Below are 15,828 nucleotides of genomic sequence, written 5' to 3' on the forward strand. Positions count from 1 at the left end.
TCGCAAGTGACCGACGAAGTGAACATCCACACCCACGGTCGCACCGGCCACATCTCGCTCAATCGGCCCAAGGCGCTGCATGCGCTGACGCTCGACATGTGCCACGCGATGAGCGCGGCACTGTCCGGGTGGGCCGATGACGACGAGGTCGAAGCAGTCATCCTCGACCACGCCGAAGGTCGCGGGTTCTGCGCAGGCGGCGACATCAATCTGCTGCGCCATTCCGCGCTGAACGATGGCGGCAAGAGCGGTCGCGAGTTCTTTCACGACGAGTACCAGCTCAACCACCACATGATGACCTATGAGAAGCCCATCGTGGCCTTCATGGACGGCATCACCATGGGTGGCGGCGTAGGCATTGCCCTGCCCTGCAAATATCGCGTCGCGACCGAGAACACGCGCTTCGCCATGCCAGAAACGGGCATCGGCCTGTTTCCCGACGTCGGCGGCGGCTGGCACCTCTCGCGGCTCGGCGGACGGCTGGGACAGTTCCTGGCGCTGACCGGCGCGCGGCTGGACGGGGCCGAATGCCACTTCGCCGGGATTGCGACGCATTACATCCCGGCCGAGAAGCTGGCCGAGGCCAAGGCGCGGATCACCGAGCATCCCGGCCGCATTGCGGGCATTCTGTCCGAGCTGTCGGTCACCCCGCCCGAACCCCGGATCGAGGCCAATTGCGAGCGCATCAACAGGCACTTCGCCTCCGACCGCTACGAAGACATCCTCGCCAGCCTTGAGGCCGACGACAGCGACTGGGCGGCCAAGGAACTCGCCACGCTGCGCACCAAGAGCCCGCAGACCTGCAAGGTCGCTCTGCGCCAATTGGAGGAAAGCGAGAAGCTGGATAGCTTCGCCGACAACATGCGGATGGAATATCGCATCGCCTCGCGCGTCCTGACCCGCCCCGATTTCGCCGAGGGCGTGCGCGCCGTGATCGTCGACAAGACGGGCGACCCCCAATGGGATCCGGCAACGCCAGAGGGCGTGAGCGAGGACCTGCTCGACAGCATCTTCGCCCCGCTTCCCGAAGGCGAGGAGTGGGAGCCGTTGCAGTAATTGTCATCCCAGCGAGGGTCCCATCAAAGTATTACTTTGATGGGTGCCCGATAGCTGGGATCGCTGTCCGCTTGGCCGGACTTAACTGAGACCGATCCCAGCTTTCGCTGGGATGACGGAGAATAGAATGACCTACGAAACCATCACCGTCGAACAGCGCGATGCCGTCACGCTGATCACGCTCAACCGCCCCAAGGCGCTCAATGCGCTGAACAGCAAGGTGCTGGAAGAGCTGATCGAGGCTTTCGCCGCCTATCAGGCCGACAGCAGCCAGCTGTGCGCGGTGCTAACCGGCTCGGGCGACAAAGCCTTCGCCGCCGGCGCCGACATCAAGGAAATGAGCGAGAAGGACGCGGCAGACTTCTATCTCGACGATTTCTTCGCGCCCTGGACCAGCGAGATCGTGAAAAAGACCCGCAAGCCCTGGATCGCAGCCGTGAACGGCTTTGCGCTGGGCGGCGGGTGCGAGCTTGCGATGATGGCGGATTTCATCATCGCTTCGGAAAACGCCAAGTTCGGCCAGCCCGAAATCAAGCTCGGTGTTGCGCCCGGCATGGGCGGATCGCAGCGCCTGACCAAGGCGGTCGGCAAGTCCAAGGCCATGGAAATGTGCCTGACGGGCCGCATGATGGACGCCGAGGAAGCCGAGCGTAGCAATCTCGTCGCGCGCGTGGTGCCGCATGACAGCCTGCTGGACGAAGCGATGAAGACCGCCGCGCAAATCGCGAGCATGCCGCCTATGGCCGCCATCGCGAACAAGGAAATGGTCAACGCTGCTTTCGAGACCTGCCTCGACCAGGGCCTGACCATCGAGCGCCGCATCTTCCAGATTCTCACCGCGAGCGAGGACAAGCAGGAAGGCATGGCCGCCTTCGTCGAAAAGCGCGAGGGCAAGTGGAAGGGGCGTTGACGCCCCTTGCCGCGCAGGCTTTCCTACAGGGTCCAAGCGACGCTAGGAACCCTTCCCGTCCGGCATTGTGAAAGCCACCGGGGGGGCACTGAATTTCGGAATGTGTCACCCGGTCCGATAAGAATGATAGACTTAACAAGGGCTTGTCGGAGACCGCAAAGGCGACGCACTGTCGCCTTTGTCGCCCAGATGTAACCCGACACAGCCTGTCCGAGAGAGGATGCAAACATGAAAATCGCCTTTATCGGCCTCGGCAATATGGGCGGCGGAATGGCCGCGAACCTTGTAAAGGCGGGGCACGAGGTGAATGCCTTCGACCTCAGCGAAGAGGCGCTTGCGACGGCCAAGGACAATGGCTGTGCAACCTTCACTGATGCCAGCGAAGCCACTCAGGGTGTCGATGGCGTGGTGACGATGCTGCCCAATGGCGCGATCGTGAAGTCGGTCTACGAAGGCAGCGTGATCGGCAAGGCTCCGGCGGGCGCGGTCCTGCTCGACTGCTCGACCATCGATGTCGCCACCGCGAAGGACGTCATCGCCAAGGCCGAAGCTGCCGGCTACGACATGGTCGACGCACCCGTTTCCGGCGGAATCGCGGCGGCGACCGGCGGCACGCTGACCTTTATGGTTGGCGGGACTGAGAAGGCATTCAAGCGCGCCGAAGTGGTGCTGCGAGCGATGGGCAAGGCGGTGATCCGCGCAGGCGATGCGGGTGCGGGCCAGACCGCAAAGATCTGCAACAACATGCTGCTTGCGATCTCGATGATCGGCACGGCGGAAGCGATGAAAATGGCCGAGAAGCTCGGTCTCGATCCGCAGAAATTTTACGAGATCTCCAGCCAGTCATCGGGCTACTGCTGGTCGCTCAACGCCTACACGCCCCTGCCCGGTGTGGGGGTCGAGAGCCCGGCGGACAACGAATACAAGGGCGGTTTCGCCACTGCGCTAATGCTCAAGGACCTGCGGTTGGCCATGGACGCGGCGCAGGACGTCGACGCCACCACCGTGCTTGGTGCGAAGGCGGCGGAAATCTACGAGAAGCTGGCCGAAGAGCACGGCGCGCTCGACTTCTCCTCGGTCATCAAGACGCTCTGATCTCGGCGATCATCCGCGCCAGCCAGTCGCGTGGCGCCTTGCGTTTGCCGATTTCGGCGACGAATTCCTGTCCGCGCGCCACGCTCCGCAACCTGCCGCCGCGCAGCCAGCGGTCCGCGCGGTCGTGATAGCTGAGGCCGCCCTTGCGCAGCCAGTCCGGGCGACCCCACAGGCTCGGCGGGCCTTCGGGCACCGTCAGCCGCAGGGCATCGCTTGCACGCGCAGCCACCCTCCCCGGCCCCGCATAAATCGTGTCGTTTTTGCCATGCATTGCGAGCGCATGCGGGTGGCGGTGGTCGACGAGCCACTCCGGCACACCATTGGCCAGCGCGATGACCTCCTCCACCTCGAGATAGCCGAAGATGCAATGATGCGGATCGCAGCCGTCCGCGCGGAAGAGACCGAAGAACAGGAACACGTCGCCCACCCCGACCCTGCGATTGGCGAGATGCGTTTGCGCTGCGCCGACCTGGCCGAACAGGCAGGTGCCCTCGTCGGTGAACATCGGATCGTGATGGCAGAGGTCGTCGGCACCATGCTTGCCCCGGCTGGCCGCATGCGCCAATTCTCCCAGCCCGAGATCGCCATAGCTCGTGCGCGATGCTGCTCCCGCCGGGATCGGCAGGCTGACCGGACGCCCGTCGACGATCGGCGACGGTCCGCCCCCCGATGCGCTGTCGAAGCCCTTGCGACTGAAGATAATCCGCATGGCGCACTCGCTGCCCGCTGCGCTGCAAGGTGACAACCCCGCACTTCGGGCCTAAATGCGCGCGCATGGCTACGCAGACACACGCAAAGACCACCGCCCTCGTCATGGCCGGAAAGCGCTCCGGCGTCCTCGACCCGCTGGCCGAGCGTGCCGGTGTCGCGCAGAAATGCGTCGTGCCGGTCGGCGGCATGCCGATGATTGAGCGGGTGATTGCGAACGTCGCCGCCTGCGACCGTGTGGGCGAAATCCGCGTGGTCGCGCATGAACCGGACGAGATCGCGGCGATCCCTTCGATCAAGGCGCTGATGGAGGAAGGCCGACTGGTGTTCCGCCCCGGCGCGCTCAACCTCGTCGACAGCGTCTTTTCGGGCGCGGAAGGGGCAAGCTATCCGATCATGATCACCACGGCAGACAACTGCCTGTGGCTGCCGCATGATTACGCCGAATTCATCGACAAGGCGATCGCCAACCAGGCAGGCGCGGCCGCTGCGCTCGCGCGAAAAGAAGGTGTAATCGCAGCCGACCCGGTAGGCCAGAAGAAGTTCTACGAGTTTTCCGACGGCGGCTATTCCAACTGCAACACCTACTGGATCGGCAGCGAGCAGGCGCTCGGCGCAGCGGAGATCATGCGCGGCGGCGGGCAGTTCGTGAAATTCCCCAGCCGCATCGCCAAGGCTTTCGGCGTGGTGAACCTGATCCGCTTCTTTCTCGGCTGGGGGACGAAGGAGAAGCTGTTCGCGCAGGTCTCGCGCCGCTTCGGCTTCAAGCTGGTCCCGATCGAGATGAGCAATGGCTATTGCGCGATCGATGTCGATGAAGAGCGCAGCTTAGGAGTTACCGAACGCCTGCTGGCCAACCGTAACGCCTCCGCCGCCTGAGGCAGCGATAGTCCGGCGATGAAACGGCTGCTCCGCAATATCGGCTGGCTGCTCAGCGGCCGCGGCGTCAATGCCGTGTTGAGCCTCGTCTATCTGGCGCTCGCCACGCGGACGCTGGGCCTCGACGGGTTCGGCTATTTCGCGCTCATCGTCGCGCTCGGGCAGACCGTCACGGGCCTCGCGAACTTCCAGACCTGGCAATTCGTCGTGCGCTGGGGTGCGAGCGAGGATGGCCCCGCCGAAGCGACCGGCTTCGCCATCGCGCTCGATTTGCTGTCCATCGTGCTCGGGACCGTGCTGGCGGCGGCACTGTGCTGGTCGGCGCAGTTCTGGCTCCCGCTGCCGCCCGACCTGCTGTGGCTCGCCTTCGGCTTTTGCATGGTTTCGCTGCTGGCGATCAGGACCACACCGACCGGGCTGTTGCGGCTGCGGTTCGAATACGGGCGAGCGACGGCAGCCGAGGCGGTACAGCCTATAATCCGCGCATTGGGCGCAATCCTCGCCGCGATCTTCATGCCGAACGTCACCGGCTTCATCCTGGCCTGGGCCGCTGCCGAAGTCTGCGTGGCTGCCGCGCTCTGGTTTGCTGCCGGCCGGACGGAGAGGATCGACTTCTCGCAGATCAGCCTGTTCCGCCTCCCGCGCGAGCATGCCGGGGCGTGGAAATTCGTCTGGTCGACCAACCTCACCGGCAGCCTAAACGTCGGCTCCAAACAGGTGCTCATCCTGCTTGTCGGCGCGATCGGCGGAGAGGCGTTCGCGGGCGGCTTCCGCGTCGCCAGCCAGCTCGGCCAGGCGCTGGTGAGCCTGGCGCAGACCGTTTCCAAGGCGATCTATCCCGAGCTGGTGCACGCCCGCGACAATGCCCACGATATGGCGCGCCGCATGGCCAACATAGCGCTCGTTGGCGGCGCGCTGGCCGTGCTGGTCGCAATCTTCCTCGGGCGGCCGGGACTGGTCCTGATCGCCGGGCCCGAATTTCGCGTCGTCTACTGGGCGATGGTTATTCTCGCCATTGCCGGGGCGATCGAACTGGTCGGTGCCAGCCTTGAATCGCTACTGGTCAGCGCCGGACGGGCCGGCACCGCCTTCATCATGCGCGCGGTGCCCACTATCATCGGCCTGTCGCTGCTGCAGGTCGCGATGGACTGGAACGGACTGAAGGGCGCAGCCTTCACCGTCCTCGGCGCCAGCGCGCTGTCCGTCATCGGGTTCTGGGTGGCGGTGATCTCGCTCAGCCAGATCACCATCACCGTGGAACCGAAAACCGACAGCCGCGACTAGCGACCGCCGACTTCGCTGGCGACCGGCGTTCCGGCCGGAGCGCTTTGCTCCTTGTAAGCGAGCACCGGCTTCCTTGCGGCCTGCGTTTCGTCGAGGCGGCGCCGCGGGGCATAGAAGGGCGCAGTCTTGAGCGTCTCGTCACCAGCCTTGGCCCGTTCCGCCACGCTGCGCAGAGCCAGGATGAACTGGTCCAGCGCCGCCTTGCTTTCCGTCTCGGTCGGCTCGACCAGCATGGCTCCATGTACGACCAGCGGGAAGTACATGGTCATCGGATGATAGCCTTCGTCGATCAGCCCCTTGGCGAGATCGAGCGTCGACATCCCCTCGGCAAAGCCTTTGTCGCTGAACAGCGCCTCGTGCATGCAGGGCCCGCTGTGCGCGAAGGGCGCGTCGAGCACGTCTTCCAGGCTGCGCAGGATGTAATTCGCATTGAGCACGGCATCCTCGGCCACCTGCCGCAAGCCGTCCGCCCCATGGCTGAGGATATAGGACAGCGCGCGGGTGAACATGCCCATCTGGCCGTGGAACGCGGTCATGCGCCCGAAATGCTGCATGCGCCCGCCGAAATGCTCTTCGGAGAAGCTGTCGGCGTCCTCTTCCTCGACGAGGTGAACGACGCCGTCCTTTGTCCGCGAGGTGTAGGGCAGCGGTGCGAAGGGGCTGAGCGCTTCGGAAAGCACCACCGGGCCGGAGCCGGGGCCGCCGCCGCCATGCGGGGTAGAGAAGGTCTTGTGCAGATTGATATGCATCGCATCGACGCCGAGATCGCCGGGGCGGACCTTGCCAACGATGGCGTTAAAGTTTGCGCCGTCGCAATAGACGAAGCCGCCCACCTCGTGGACTGCGTCGGAGATCGCCTTCAGGTCACGCTCGAACAGGCCGAGGGTCGAGGGATTGGTGATCATCACGCCAGCCACGTCCGGGCCGAGGCGGCTCTTGAGCGCATCGAGATCGACGCGGCCGTCCGAATTGGCCGGAATGTCCTCGATCTCGTAACCGGCGAAGGCGGCGGTGGCGGGATTGGTGCCATGCGCGCTTTCGGGCACGAGGATGACCTTCCGCGCATCGCCGCGCGCTTCCAGTGCGGCGCGGATGCAGAGGATGCCGCACAGTTCGCCATGCGCGCCCGCCTTGGGGCTCATCGCCACTCCGTGCATGCCGGTGAGGTGGATCAGCCAGAAAGCGAGCTCGTTGATCACCTCCAGCGCGCCGCGCACCGTATCGACCGGCTGCAGCGGATGGACATCGGCAAAGCCGGGCATTCGTGCGACCTTCTCGTTGAGCCGCGGGTTGTGTTTCATCGTGCAGCTGCCGAGCGGGAACAGGCCGAGATCGATGGCATAGTTCTGGCGGCTGAGGCGCGTGTAGTGACGCACGGTTTCCGGCTCGGTCAGGCCGACGAGCCCGATCGGCTCGCTCCGTTCGAAACTGCCCAGGCGACTGGTGGGCGCAGGCGTCGGCGGGCTTGGCTGCTCCACTCCGGCAAGGTCCGGCTTGGCAGCGAAATCGAAATCGACGCCGGTGGTCTCGCTGTGACCGATCTCGAACAGCAGCGGCTCTTCGAGCATCAGTGCGCGATTGCCGGTTGCGGTATCTGGACCGCTCATGGCCTTGTCGCCCTCGACCGGGGTGCCGGGCTTCCAGCCCGAAGCGTTCGGAGTTTTCGTCGGCGCATTCATGCCAGCACCTCCTCGAGCGCGGAGGCAAGGGTTTCGATATCCTCCTCCGTTGTGGTTTCGGTCACGGCGACCAGCAGCCCATTGGCAAGCGCCTCATTGCCGGGGAACAGGCGGCCGAGGGACACCCCCGCCAGGACATCCTGCTTGGTCAGCTTGCGCACGATCTGGCGGGCATCGCCACCCAGCAGCACGGTAAATTCGTTGAAGAATGAATCGTTGAGCACCTCGACACCGGACACCTTGGCCAGCCGGTCGGCAGCGATGCAGGCGAGGCGATGGTTCTCCATCGCCAGCTGCCGCAATCCCTTCTCGCCCAGCAAGGTCATGTGAACGCTGAAAGCCAGCGCGCAGAGGCCGGAATTGGTGCAGATGTTCGAGGTCGCCTTTTCGCGGCGGATGTGCTGCTCGCGCGTCGACAGCGTAAGCACGAAACCGCGCTTGCCCTCCGCATCGACCGTTTCCCCGCACAGGCGGCCCGGCATCATGCGGACATATTTTTCGTCACGCACGGCGAAGAGGCCGAGATACGGTCCGCCGAACTGCAGGCCGACGCCGATCGACTGGCCCTCGCCAACGACGATGTCCGCGCCCAGCTCGCCGGGCGATTTCACCGCGCCGAGCGCCACGGGCTCGGTGTTAACTGCGATGACCAGCGCGCCCTGCTCATGCGCTGCCTCGGCAATCTTCGCGATATCGGGGAGGCGACCGAGGATGTCGGGATATTGCACCACGACGCAGCTTGTATCGCCGTCGATCCGCGCAATCAGGCCGTCGTCATCGGGCTTTGCCGTCAGACTGGGCAGAGCGCCGGCGATCTCGTCGTCGGTGAACTTGGCCATCGTCCGCACCACCTCGGCGTAATGCGGGTGCAGCGCGCCCGAGAGCACGACCTTGCGCTTCTTGCCGCGGGCGATGCGGCTGGCCATGGCAACCGCTTCCCAGCACGCAGTCGAGCCATCGTACATCGACGCATTGGCCACAGCGCAGCCATAGAGCCGCGCGACCTGCGTCTGGAACTCGAACAGCATCTGCAGGGTGCCCTGCGCGATTTCCGGCTGGTAGGGCGTATAGGCGGTGAGGAACTCGCCGCGCTGGATGATGTGATCGACGCTGGCGGGGACATGATGCTTGTAGGCTCCCGCCCCAAGGAAGAAGGCCGCATCTGCCGCCGCGAGGTTCTTCTTGCTGAGCCGCCGCATATGCTTTTCGACCGCCATCTCGCTGGCGTGCATCGGCAGCCCCTCGATCGGGCCGCTCAGCCGCGCCTCTTCCGGCACATCGACGAACAGGGCATCGATGTCGCTCGCGCCGATCTTGGCGAGCATCGCCGAACGGTCGGTATCGGTCAGGGGTAGGTAGCGCATTTCAATTTCCCGTCATCCCAGCCAAAGCTGGGATCGCTGTCCGCGAGGCCGGACGTTGCTGAAATCGACCCCAGCCTTCGCTGGGGTGACGACTAGAGAGAATCGCAAAAACTCTTGTAGGCTTTCGCATCCATCAGGCCTTCGAGCTCGCTCTTGTCGCCGATGGTCATCTTGAAGAACCAGCCGGTTTCCTCCGGCGAGGTGTTCACCAGCGCCGGGTCTTCCTCCAGCGCCTCGTTCGATTCCATCACTTCGCCGCTGATCGGGGCATAGACGTCGCTGGCGGCCTTCACGCTTTCGACCACGGCAGCGTCCTTGCCCTTGTCGATCACGCTGCCGACTTCGGGCAGCTCGACGAAGACGATATCGCCCAGCTGGCCCTGCGCGTAATCGGTAATGCCGACGGTGGCGCTATCGCCCTCCACGTCGATCCATTCATGCTCTTCTGTGAAGTAACGGGCCATCGGGTCAGCTCCCTCGGTAATAGTTGTGGGAGACGAAGGGGAGCGTCACCACCTTCGCCGCAAGTCTCTTGTTACGAACCATGATCTCGAGATCGGTTCCCGCTTCGGCATGGGCGACATCGACATAGCCCATGGCGATCGGGTGGCCGAGCGTGGGCGAGAAACCGCCGCTGGTGACGCGGCCGACCTTGTCGTCGCCGACGTAGATTTCCGCACCTTCGCGGGCCGGCAGGCGCCCTTCGAGGGCAAGGCCCACGCGGCGTTCCTTCGGGCCGGACTCCATCAGCGTCCTCACCGCGTCGAAGCCCATCCAGCCGCCAGTCTCGCGGCGCTTCTTGGTGAGCGCGAAGGCAAGATCGGCGCTGACCGGATCGACCGTTTCGGTCATGTCGTGGCCGTAGAGCGGCAGGCCCGCCTCCAGCCGCAGGCTGTCGCGCGCGCCAAGTCCCGCAGGACGCACTTCGATCTCCGCACAGAGCCGGTCGCACAGCGATTCCGCGAATTCGGCGGGCACCGATATCTCGAACCCGTCTTCTCCAGTGTATCCGGCGCGGGTGATGCGCAGCGGCCATTCGCCGAAATCATGTTCCAGCGACTGCATGAAGACGAGCTGTTCGGGCACGCCGCGCATGATGCGGTTGAGCGCAGTCGCGGCATTAGGCCCCTGCAGCGCGACCAGCGCATAATCGTCCATGTGGGTCAGCGTGACATCGTCGTCGAGATGTTCGCGCAAATGGGCAATGTCGTCCCACTTCATCGCGCCATTGACGACGATGTAATAGGCCGGCTCGCCCCAATGCCCTTCGGTGCCCGCTTCCTCGTCGCCCTCGATCCACGGCGTGGCATTGGTGACCATGAGATCGTCGAGAATGCCGCCCTCGTCGTTGAGCAACAGCGAATAGCGGACCCGCCCGGGCTTCAACGTCCCGATCGCACCGGGGAGCAGCTTCTCGAGCTCCTCAGCCGCCTTCTCGCCGGTGACCATCAGCTGGCCCATATGGCTCACATCGAACAGGCCGGCACTGCTGCGCGTCCATTCGTGTTCGGCGACGATCCCGCCGCCGCTTTCCTTGTTGTACTGGATCGGCATCCAGTAACCGGCGAACTCGACCATGCGAGCGCCCTTGCCGCGATGCCATGCATCTAGCGGCAGCGTGCCGGTTTCCTGCTGTTCGTTTTCTTCAGTCTCGCTCAAATCCCGTCCTTCAAAGCATGGGCGCGCCGATCCCGGCGCGGGAAAACAACCCATGCCCCCTCTGTCGGGAAACCTGAGAGACTGACACGCGGATGGGCGTGCTTACCCCTTCGGTGGCTGGCCGCGATGGCGACCGGCGCTTTCCAGAGTGTCGATGGCCCGCACGGTCCGGTGGCCTGAGAGTTTCCGGGGCGGTTGCTCCTTCGGCGGTACGGGGACGCCGCCCCGCACGCTCTCCCGTGCGCGCCCGCTACAGAATCGCTCCCGCAGCCGACGGCTATTGCACTGCGGCAATCCCCGCGCAGCGTCAATCGCGAAAAGCCTTATTCCCCGGCCTCGAGCGCATGGCGGACCAGGTCGATTTCCGCGGGCGCGAACCGCCTTCGTCCCGCGATGTGCGATCGGGCACGGCGGTGGCGAAGTAGGCGAGGCATTCGCTGTCGTCCTCCGCGATCCACAGGCCCGAGCGCAAGCCATACGCTTCGCCCGCATGGCCATCACGGCGTACACTGTCCGCGAAGAGATCGTCGGCACAACCATCAAATGCCGGAGAGAGCGTGCGCACGCCTGTCCCGTAGTTACCGCGCCGAGCTAAATCATGTCGATCAGCTCCAATTGAGCCATAGTAGATAAAGCGCGGACAGGACGATCCAACTGCCGTCGAGCGTTTTGAGGCGCCTCGCCCCAAGCCAGAGTGCAATCGCGCAAGGAACCCAACCAGCGCCGCCGCAGGCCCGGCCAGCAGTACCACCTCCCACTGGATCGTGCCCGCCTCGACATGCCAGAGAGCGCCTACGATCACGCTGACCGAGGAGATCAGGCAGGCTGCCCCTGTGCAGAGCAGGACTGGGTAACGCCGGATGAACAAGTATAGCGCGACAAGTTCGCCGATGCCGACGGAGAACAAAGCCGTCAGCATGCCACCCGGTATTGCGAGCATCAGCAAGACAGCGAGGTCGAGACGCTCGAGCCGAGCCTTTTCCGCACGCTCCAGATTGACCGTCCAGGTCGAGGCGATCAACGCAATGCCGAGCAGTATGGAAAAAGTCTTGTAGCCCATCAAGACTGCGTGCTGGTCGAAAGCCGTCAGGCGCTGGGTTGCAAGCATGACAGGCAGCGACAGCGCCAGGACCGCCCCGGCCACGGTGAAGAAATCCCTCGGACGGACCTCGGCGTGCAAGGGTTCGGGTTGCGGCTGGTGATACAATCGGTCGGTCCAGCGCAGGGCCCCCATTGTCATGCCGAAACTCTGAATACACATGGAAACCCCCACCACTTGCAGTGGCTGGAGGTCCATAACCTGCCATTCGCGCAAGGCGTTGAAGACGGGCACGAAGACCACCCCGCCGCCGGTACCGGACGTATTGGCGATGATCGCTCCGATGACCCCGATCCCGGGGAGGAACCATAGGCGAGAGACAAGTCGCGTATCGTAGGGGGCCAAGAACAACAGCGCGCCGAAGGCGAGCAGCAGAATGCCGCCGCCGATCCAAACCAGCCTCCCCTTCGGCAGGGTGCTCAATCGAGATTGGGCCTCAGCCATCGTTCGGCCGTCGCCATATCGACCCCGCGCCGCTGCGCATAGTCTTCCAGCTGGTCCCGACCAATCCGGGCGACGCCGAAATATTGCGCTTCCGGGTGCCCGAAGTAGAACCCGCTGACCGCCGCCGTCGGCCACATGGCGAAATTCTCGGTCAGCGTCAGGCCGGCGTTGCTGGGCACATCGAGCAGGTCGAACAGGATCGGCTTCAGACTGTGATCGGGACAGGCTGGATAGCCCGGGGCGGGCCGAATACCCCGATACTCTTCCTTGATCAGCGCCTCGTTGGTCAGCTGCTCGTGAGGCGCATAGCCCCAAAGGTCGGTGCGGACGTGCTGGTGCAGGCGTTCGGCGAAGGCTTCGGCAAAGCGGTCCGCCAGCGCTTTCAGGAGGATGTCCGAATAATCGTCCTTGTCCTCGAGGAAGCGCTTCGAATGCTCGTCGATCCCGTGAATGCCGACTGCGAAACCGCCCATCCAGTCGCCCGCCGGATCGATGAAATCGGCGAGGCACATATTCGCCCGGTCGCGGCTCTTCTTCACCTGCTGGCGCAGGAACGGCAGCACGACGTCGTCGCGATCGTCCAGATGCAGCGTCACGTCGTCGCCGTCGCGCGCGCAGGGCCACAAGCCGGCGACACCCTTCGCGGTGAGCCACTTTTCCCCCACGATCCGGTCGAGCATGGCATTAGCGTCGGCGAACAGCTGCGTCGCCGTTTCGCCCACGACGTCATCCTCGAGGATCGCCGGGTAGTTGCCGTGCAACTCCCAGGCGCGGAAGAACGGCGTCCAGTCGATATAGTCGCGCAGATCGGCGAGCGACCAGTCTTCGAACACATGTACGCCCGGTTTCAGCGGCGGGGCGGCCTTGTCCGACAGGAAGGCATCGTAAAAATTGGCGCGGGCGTCCTCGAGGCTCAGCAGCACGCTCTGCCCCTTCCCCGCCCGGGCATCGCGGACATGGCCATATTCGCTGGCCGTGGTTTCCACGAACTCGTCGCGCTGCGTGTCCGACAATAGGCGGCTGGCGACGCCGACCGCGCGGCTGGCATCGAGGACGTGGATCACCGGCCCCTCATAGGCCGGATCGATGCGCAGCGCGGTGTGCACCTTGCTGGTCGTCGCCCCGCCGATCAGCAGCGGCATGTCCATGCCCGCCGTCTGCATCTCCTCGGCCACTGTCACCATCTCGTCGAGCGAAGGCGTAATGAGCCCGGACAGCCCGATCATATCGGCTTTTTCCTCGCGCGCCGTCTGGAGGATTTTCGACCAGGGGACCATTACGCCGAGGTCGATCACCTCATAGCCATTGCACTGCAGCACCACGCCGACGATGTTCTTGCCGATATCGTGGACGTCGCCCTTCACGGTCGCCATCACGATCTTGCCCTTGGCCTTGCGCTCGGCTTCGGGAAGCAAATCCTTCTCCGCCTCGATGAAGGGAATGAGGTGCGCGACCGCCTTCTTCATCACGCGGGCCGATTTCACGACCTGCGGCAGGAACATCTTACCGCTGCCGAACAGGTCGCCAACCACATTCATGCCGTCCATCAATGGACCTTCGATCACCTCGATCGGGCGACCGCCGGACGCTGCAACCAGCTCGCGGGCCTCCTCGGTATCGGCGACGACATGCGCATCGATGCCCTTCACCAGCGCGTGCTCCAGCCGCTTCTTCACCTCCCATCCGCGCCATTCCTCGGCCGCCTTCTCGTCGGCGGCGGACTTGCCCTTGTAGCTTTCGGCAAGGTCGATCAGCCGCTCGGTAGCATCCGGACGGCGCATGAGGATCACGTCCTCGCAGGCCTCGCGCAAGGTCGGGTCGATCTGATCGTAGACGTCGAGCTGGCCGGCATTGACGATCGCCATGTCCAGCCCGGCGGGGATTGCGTGATAGAGGAAGACCGAATGCATCGCGCGGCGCACGGTCTCGTTGCCGCGGAAACTGAAGGAGAGGTTGGAGAGGCCGCCGCTGGTCTTGGCGTGCGGACAGGCCGCCTTGATCTCCGCCACCGCTTCGATGAAGTCGAGCCCGTAGCGGTCATGCTCCTCGATCCCCGTCGCCACGGCGAAGATATTGGGATCGAAGATGATGTCTTCCGCCGGGAAATCGATTCCCGTCAGCAAGTCATAGGCGCGCGTGCAGATTTCGACCTTGCGGTCTTTCGTATCGGCCTGGCCGGTCTCGTCGAAGGCCATGACCACCACGGCAGCGCCATAGTCCATGCACTTGCGCGCCTGCTCGAGGAACTGGTCTTCGCCCTCTTTCATGCTGATCGAATTCACGATCGGCTTGCCGGATACGCATTTGATACCGGCCTCGATCACATCCCATTTGGAACTGTCGACCATCACCGGCACGCGCGCGATATCGGGTTCGGCGGCGATCAGCTTGAGGAAGGTGGTCATCGCCTTCTCGGCGTCGAGCAGGCCTTCGTCCATATTGACGTCGATAACCTGCGCGCCGTTCTCGACCTGCTGGCGCGCGACTTCGACGGCGGCATCGTAATCGTCCGCCAGGATCAGTTTCTTGAACCGGGCGGAGCCGGTCACATTCGTGCGTTCGCCGATATTGACGAAGCGGGCAGTCGTAAGGTCACTCATGGGTCAGGCAGCAATCGTAAAGGGTTCTAGGCCGGCCAAGCGCATGTCCGGGTCGACAGTGGGCAGCTTGCGCGGCGCGATGCCGTCGACCGCTTTGGCCATCGCCGCGATGTGGGCGGGGGTCGAACCGCAGCAGCCGCCCAGCGCGTTGACACGGCCATTCTCGGCCCAGACCTTGGTCAGCGTCGCCGTGGTCTCCGGCAGTTCGTCATATTCGCCAAGGTCGTTCGGCAGGCCCGCATTGGGATAGACCATCAGATAGGTTTCGGCGATGTCGGACAGGATCTGGACATGCGGGCGCAGCTGCTCGGCACCGAAGCTGCAGTTGAGGCCCATCGTCAGCGGCTTGGCGTGGCGCACAGTATACCAGAAGGCTTCGACCGTGTGGCCCGACAGATTGCGGCCAGACAGATCGGTCAGCGTGAGCGAGATCATGATCGGGATGTCCTGCCCGAGCTCGCGCTCCAGTTGCTTGACCGCCATGATCGCGGCCTTGCAGTTGAGCGTGTCGAAAACGGTCTCGATCAGGATGAAATCCGCCCCGCCCTCGATCAGGGCGCGCGCCTGTTCGACATAGACGGCCACGATCTCGTCATAGGTGACTTCACGAAAGCCCGGGTCCTCGACATCGGGCGAGAGCGAGAGCGTCTTGTTCGTCGGCCCCATGGCCCCTGCGACGAAACGGGGGATGCCGTCCTTCGCCGTTGCCTCGTCCACCGCTTCGCGAATGATCCGGGCGGCGGAGACGTTGATCTCGTGCACCAGATGCTCGGCGTCGTAATCCGCCTGGCTGATGCGATTGGCGTTGAACGTGTTGGTCGCAAGAATATGCGCGCCAGCATCGATATAGCTGTCGCAGATTTTCCGGATCACCTGCGGCTGCGTCAGATTGACGAGATCGTTATTGCCCTTCTGGTCGGCCGTCAGGCCGGTGTCGCCCGCATAGTCCTCCGGTGCCAGCTTGGCGCGCTGGATCTCGGTACCGTAGGGGCCATCCTTGATCAGGATGCGCTGGCTGGCGGCTTCGGCGAACTCGGTACGCTTGGACATG

13 protein-coding genes and 1 riboswitch are annotated in these 15,828 nt (G+C 64.2%); of the genes, 5 read left to right on the plus strand and 8 right to left on the minus strand.

Translation table 11 applies throughout. The annotated features are described in order from the left end of the window. Nucleotides 1-6: 6 nt before the first annotated feature. From ACSH0F_RS00590 to mmsB, 3 genes are all read left to right on the plus strand, one after another. Nucleotides 7-1,056, plus strand: coding sequence for an enoyl-CoA hydratase/isomerase family protein (locus tag ACSH0F_RS00590; protein ID WP_435198913.1), 1,050 nt, complete (start codon nucleotides 7-9; stop codon nucleotides 1,054-1,056). 127 nt (nucleotides 1,057-1,183) lie between these two features. Then, entirely contained in the window at nucleotides 1,184-1,966 is a 783-nt protein-coding gene (locus ACSH0F_RS00595) for an enoyl-CoA hydratase-related protein (protein WP_435198915.1), read from the plus strand. 228 nt (nucleotides 1,967-2,194) lie between these two features. Continuing rightward, entirely contained in the window at nucleotides 2,195-3,061 is an 867-nt protein-coding gene (gene mmsB, locus ACSH0F_RS00600; RefSeq protein ID WP_435198917.1) for a 3-hydroxyisobutyrate dehydrogenase, read from the plus strand. On the opposite strand, the gene ACSH0F_RS00605 is transcribed toward mmsB, so the two are convergent. Continuing rightward, the gene (locus tag ACSH0F_RS00605; RefSeq protein WP_435198919.1) at nucleotides 3,048-3,770 is read right to left on the minus strand and encodes a hypothetical protein; all 723 of its coding nucleotides are present in this window, start codon (nucleotides 3,768-3,770) and stop codon (nucleotides 3,048-3,050) included. The genes mmsB and ACSH0F_RS00605 overlap by 14 nt on opposite strands. A gap of 65 nt (nucleotides 3,771-3,835) precedes the next feature. Here ACSH0F_RS00605 and ACSH0F_RS00610 point away from each other — a divergent pair, with 65 nt between their 5' ends. Together ACSH0F_RS00610 and ACSH0F_RS00615 are read left to right on the plus strand one after the other, a co-directional pair. Further along, nucleotides 3,836-4,648: an NTP transferase domain-containing protein gene (locus ACSH0F_RS00610; RefSeq protein ID WP_435198921.1), complete on the plus strand. Its 813-nt coding sequence runs from the start codon at nucleotides 3,836-3,838 to the stop codon at nucleotides 4,646-4,648. Between the two features lie 18 nt (nucleotides 4,649-4,666). Further along, nucleotides 4,667-5,932, plus strand: coding sequence for a lipopolysaccharide biosynthesis protein (locus ACSH0F_RS00615; RefSeq protein ID WP_435198923.1), 1,266 nt, complete (start codon nucleotides 4,667-4,669; stop codon nucleotides 5,930-5,932). Here the strand turns inward: ACSH0F_RS00615 and gcvPB are convergent. The 7 genes from gcvPB to ACSH0F_RS00650 all read right to left on the minus strand — a co-directional run bounded on the left by gcvPB (nucleotide 5,929) and on the right by ACSH0F_RS00650 (nucleotide 15,827). After that, entirely contained in the window at nucleotides 5,929-7,611 is a 1,683-nt protein-coding gene (gcvPB, locus tag ACSH0F_RS00620) for an aminomethyl-transferring glycine dehydrogenase subunit GcvPB (protein WP_435198925.1), read from the minus strand. The two genes, ACSH0F_RS00615 and gcvPB, sit on opposite strands and share 4 nt — an antisense overlap. Further along, the gene (gcvPA, locus tag ACSH0F_RS00625) at nucleotides 7,608-8,975 is read right to left on the minus strand and encodes an aminomethyl-transferring glycine dehydrogenase subunit GcvPA (protein ID WP_435198927.1); all 1,368 of its coding nucleotides are present in this window, start codon (nucleotides 8,973-8,975) and stop codon (nucleotides 7,608-7,610) included. Before gcvPA ends, gcvPB begins: the two co-directional genes overlap by 4 nt. A gap of 92 nt (nucleotides 8,976-9,067) precedes the next feature. After that, a complete protein-coding gene (gene gcvH, locus ACSH0F_RS00630) occupies nucleotides 9,068-9,439 on the minus strand; it encodes a glycine cleavage system protein GcvH (RefSeq protein WP_305931707.1) in 372 nt (123 codons plus the stop codon). 4 nt (nucleotides 9,440-9,443) lie between these two features. After that, a complete protein-coding gene (gcvT, locus tag ACSH0F_RS00635) occupies nucleotides 9,444-10,634 on the minus strand; it encodes a glycine cleavage system aminomethyltransferase GcvT (RefSeq protein ID WP_435198929.1) in 1,191 nt (396 codons plus the stop codon). A gap of 154 nt (nucleotides 10,635-10,788) precedes the next feature. Further along, nucleotides 10,789-10,884: riboswitch (glycine riboswitch) on the minus strand. A 57-nt stretch (nucleotides 10,885-10,941) separates the two neighbouring features. Then, nucleotides 10,942-12,156, minus strand: coding sequence for a sulfite exporter TauE/SafE family protein (locus ACSH0F_RS00640; protein WP_435198931.1), 1,215 nt, complete (start codon nucleotides 12,154-12,156; stop codon nucleotides 10,942-10,944). After that, the gene (metH, locus tag ACSH0F_RS00645; protein WP_435198933.1) at nucleotides 12,153-14,777 is read right to left on the minus strand and encodes a methionine synthase; all 2,625 of its coding nucleotides are present in this window, start codon (nucleotides 14,775-14,777) and stop codon (nucleotides 12,153-12,155) included. The genes ACSH0F_RS00640 and metH overlap by 4 nt, the downstream gene beginning before the upstream one ends. Nucleotides 14,778-14,780: 3 nt before the next feature. Further along, nucleotides 14,781-15,827 carry a homocysteine S-methyltransferase family protein gene (locus ACSH0F_RS00650; protein WP_435198935.1) on the minus strand — a complete coding sequence of 349 codons (1,047 nt, stop codon included), beginning with the start codon at nucleotides 15,825-15,827 and terminating at the stop codon, nucleotides 14,781-14,783. Nucleotide 15,828 lies beyond the last annotated feature (1 nt).

The organism is Qipengyuania sp. 902 (assembly GCF_051195295.1).
Taxonomy (GTDB): domain Bacteria; phylum Pseudomonadota; class Alphaproteobacteria; order Sphingomonadales; family Sphingomonadaceae; genus Qipengyuania.

Coding starts and splice junctions, on each gene's coding strand:
- ACSH0F_RS00595 (WP_435198915.1), top strand. CDS start 1,184: ATGACCTACGAAACCATCACCGTCGAACAGCGCGATGCCGTCACGCTG.
- mmsB (WP_435198917.1), top strand. CDS start 2,195: ATGAAAATCGCCTTTATCGGCCTCGGCAATATGGGCGGCGGAATGGCC.
- ACSH0F_RS00605 (WP_435198919.1), bottom strand. CDS start 3,770: ATGCGGATTATCTTCAGTCGCAAGGGCTTCGACAGCGCATCGGGGGGC.
- ACSH0F_RS00610 (WP_435198921.1), top strand. CDS start 3,836: ATGGCTACGCAGACACACGCAAAGACCACCGCCCTCGTCATGGCCGGA.
- ACSH0F_RS00615 (WP_435198923.1), top strand. CDS start 4,667: ATGAAACGGCTGCTCCGCAATATCGGCTGGCTGCTCAGCGGCCGCGGC.
- gcvPB (WP_435198925.1), bottom strand. CDS start 7,611: ATGAATGCGCCGACGAAAACTCCGAACGCTTCGGGCTGGAAGCCCGGC.
- gcvPA (WP_435198927.1), bottom strand. CDS start 8,975: ATGCGCTACCTACCCCTGACCGATACCGACCGTTCGGCGATGCTCGCC.
- gcvH (WP_305931707.1), bottom strand. CDS start 9,439: ATGGCCCGTTACTTCACAGAAGAGCATGAATGGATCGACGTGGAGGGC.
- metH (WP_435198933.1), bottom strand. CDS start 14,777: ATGAGTGACCTTACGACTGCCCGCTTCGTCAATATCGGCGAACGCACG.
- ACSH0F_RS00650 (WP_435198935.1), bottom strand. CDS start 15,827: ATGTCCAAGCGTACCGAGTTCGCCGAAGCCGCCAGCCAGCGCATCCTG.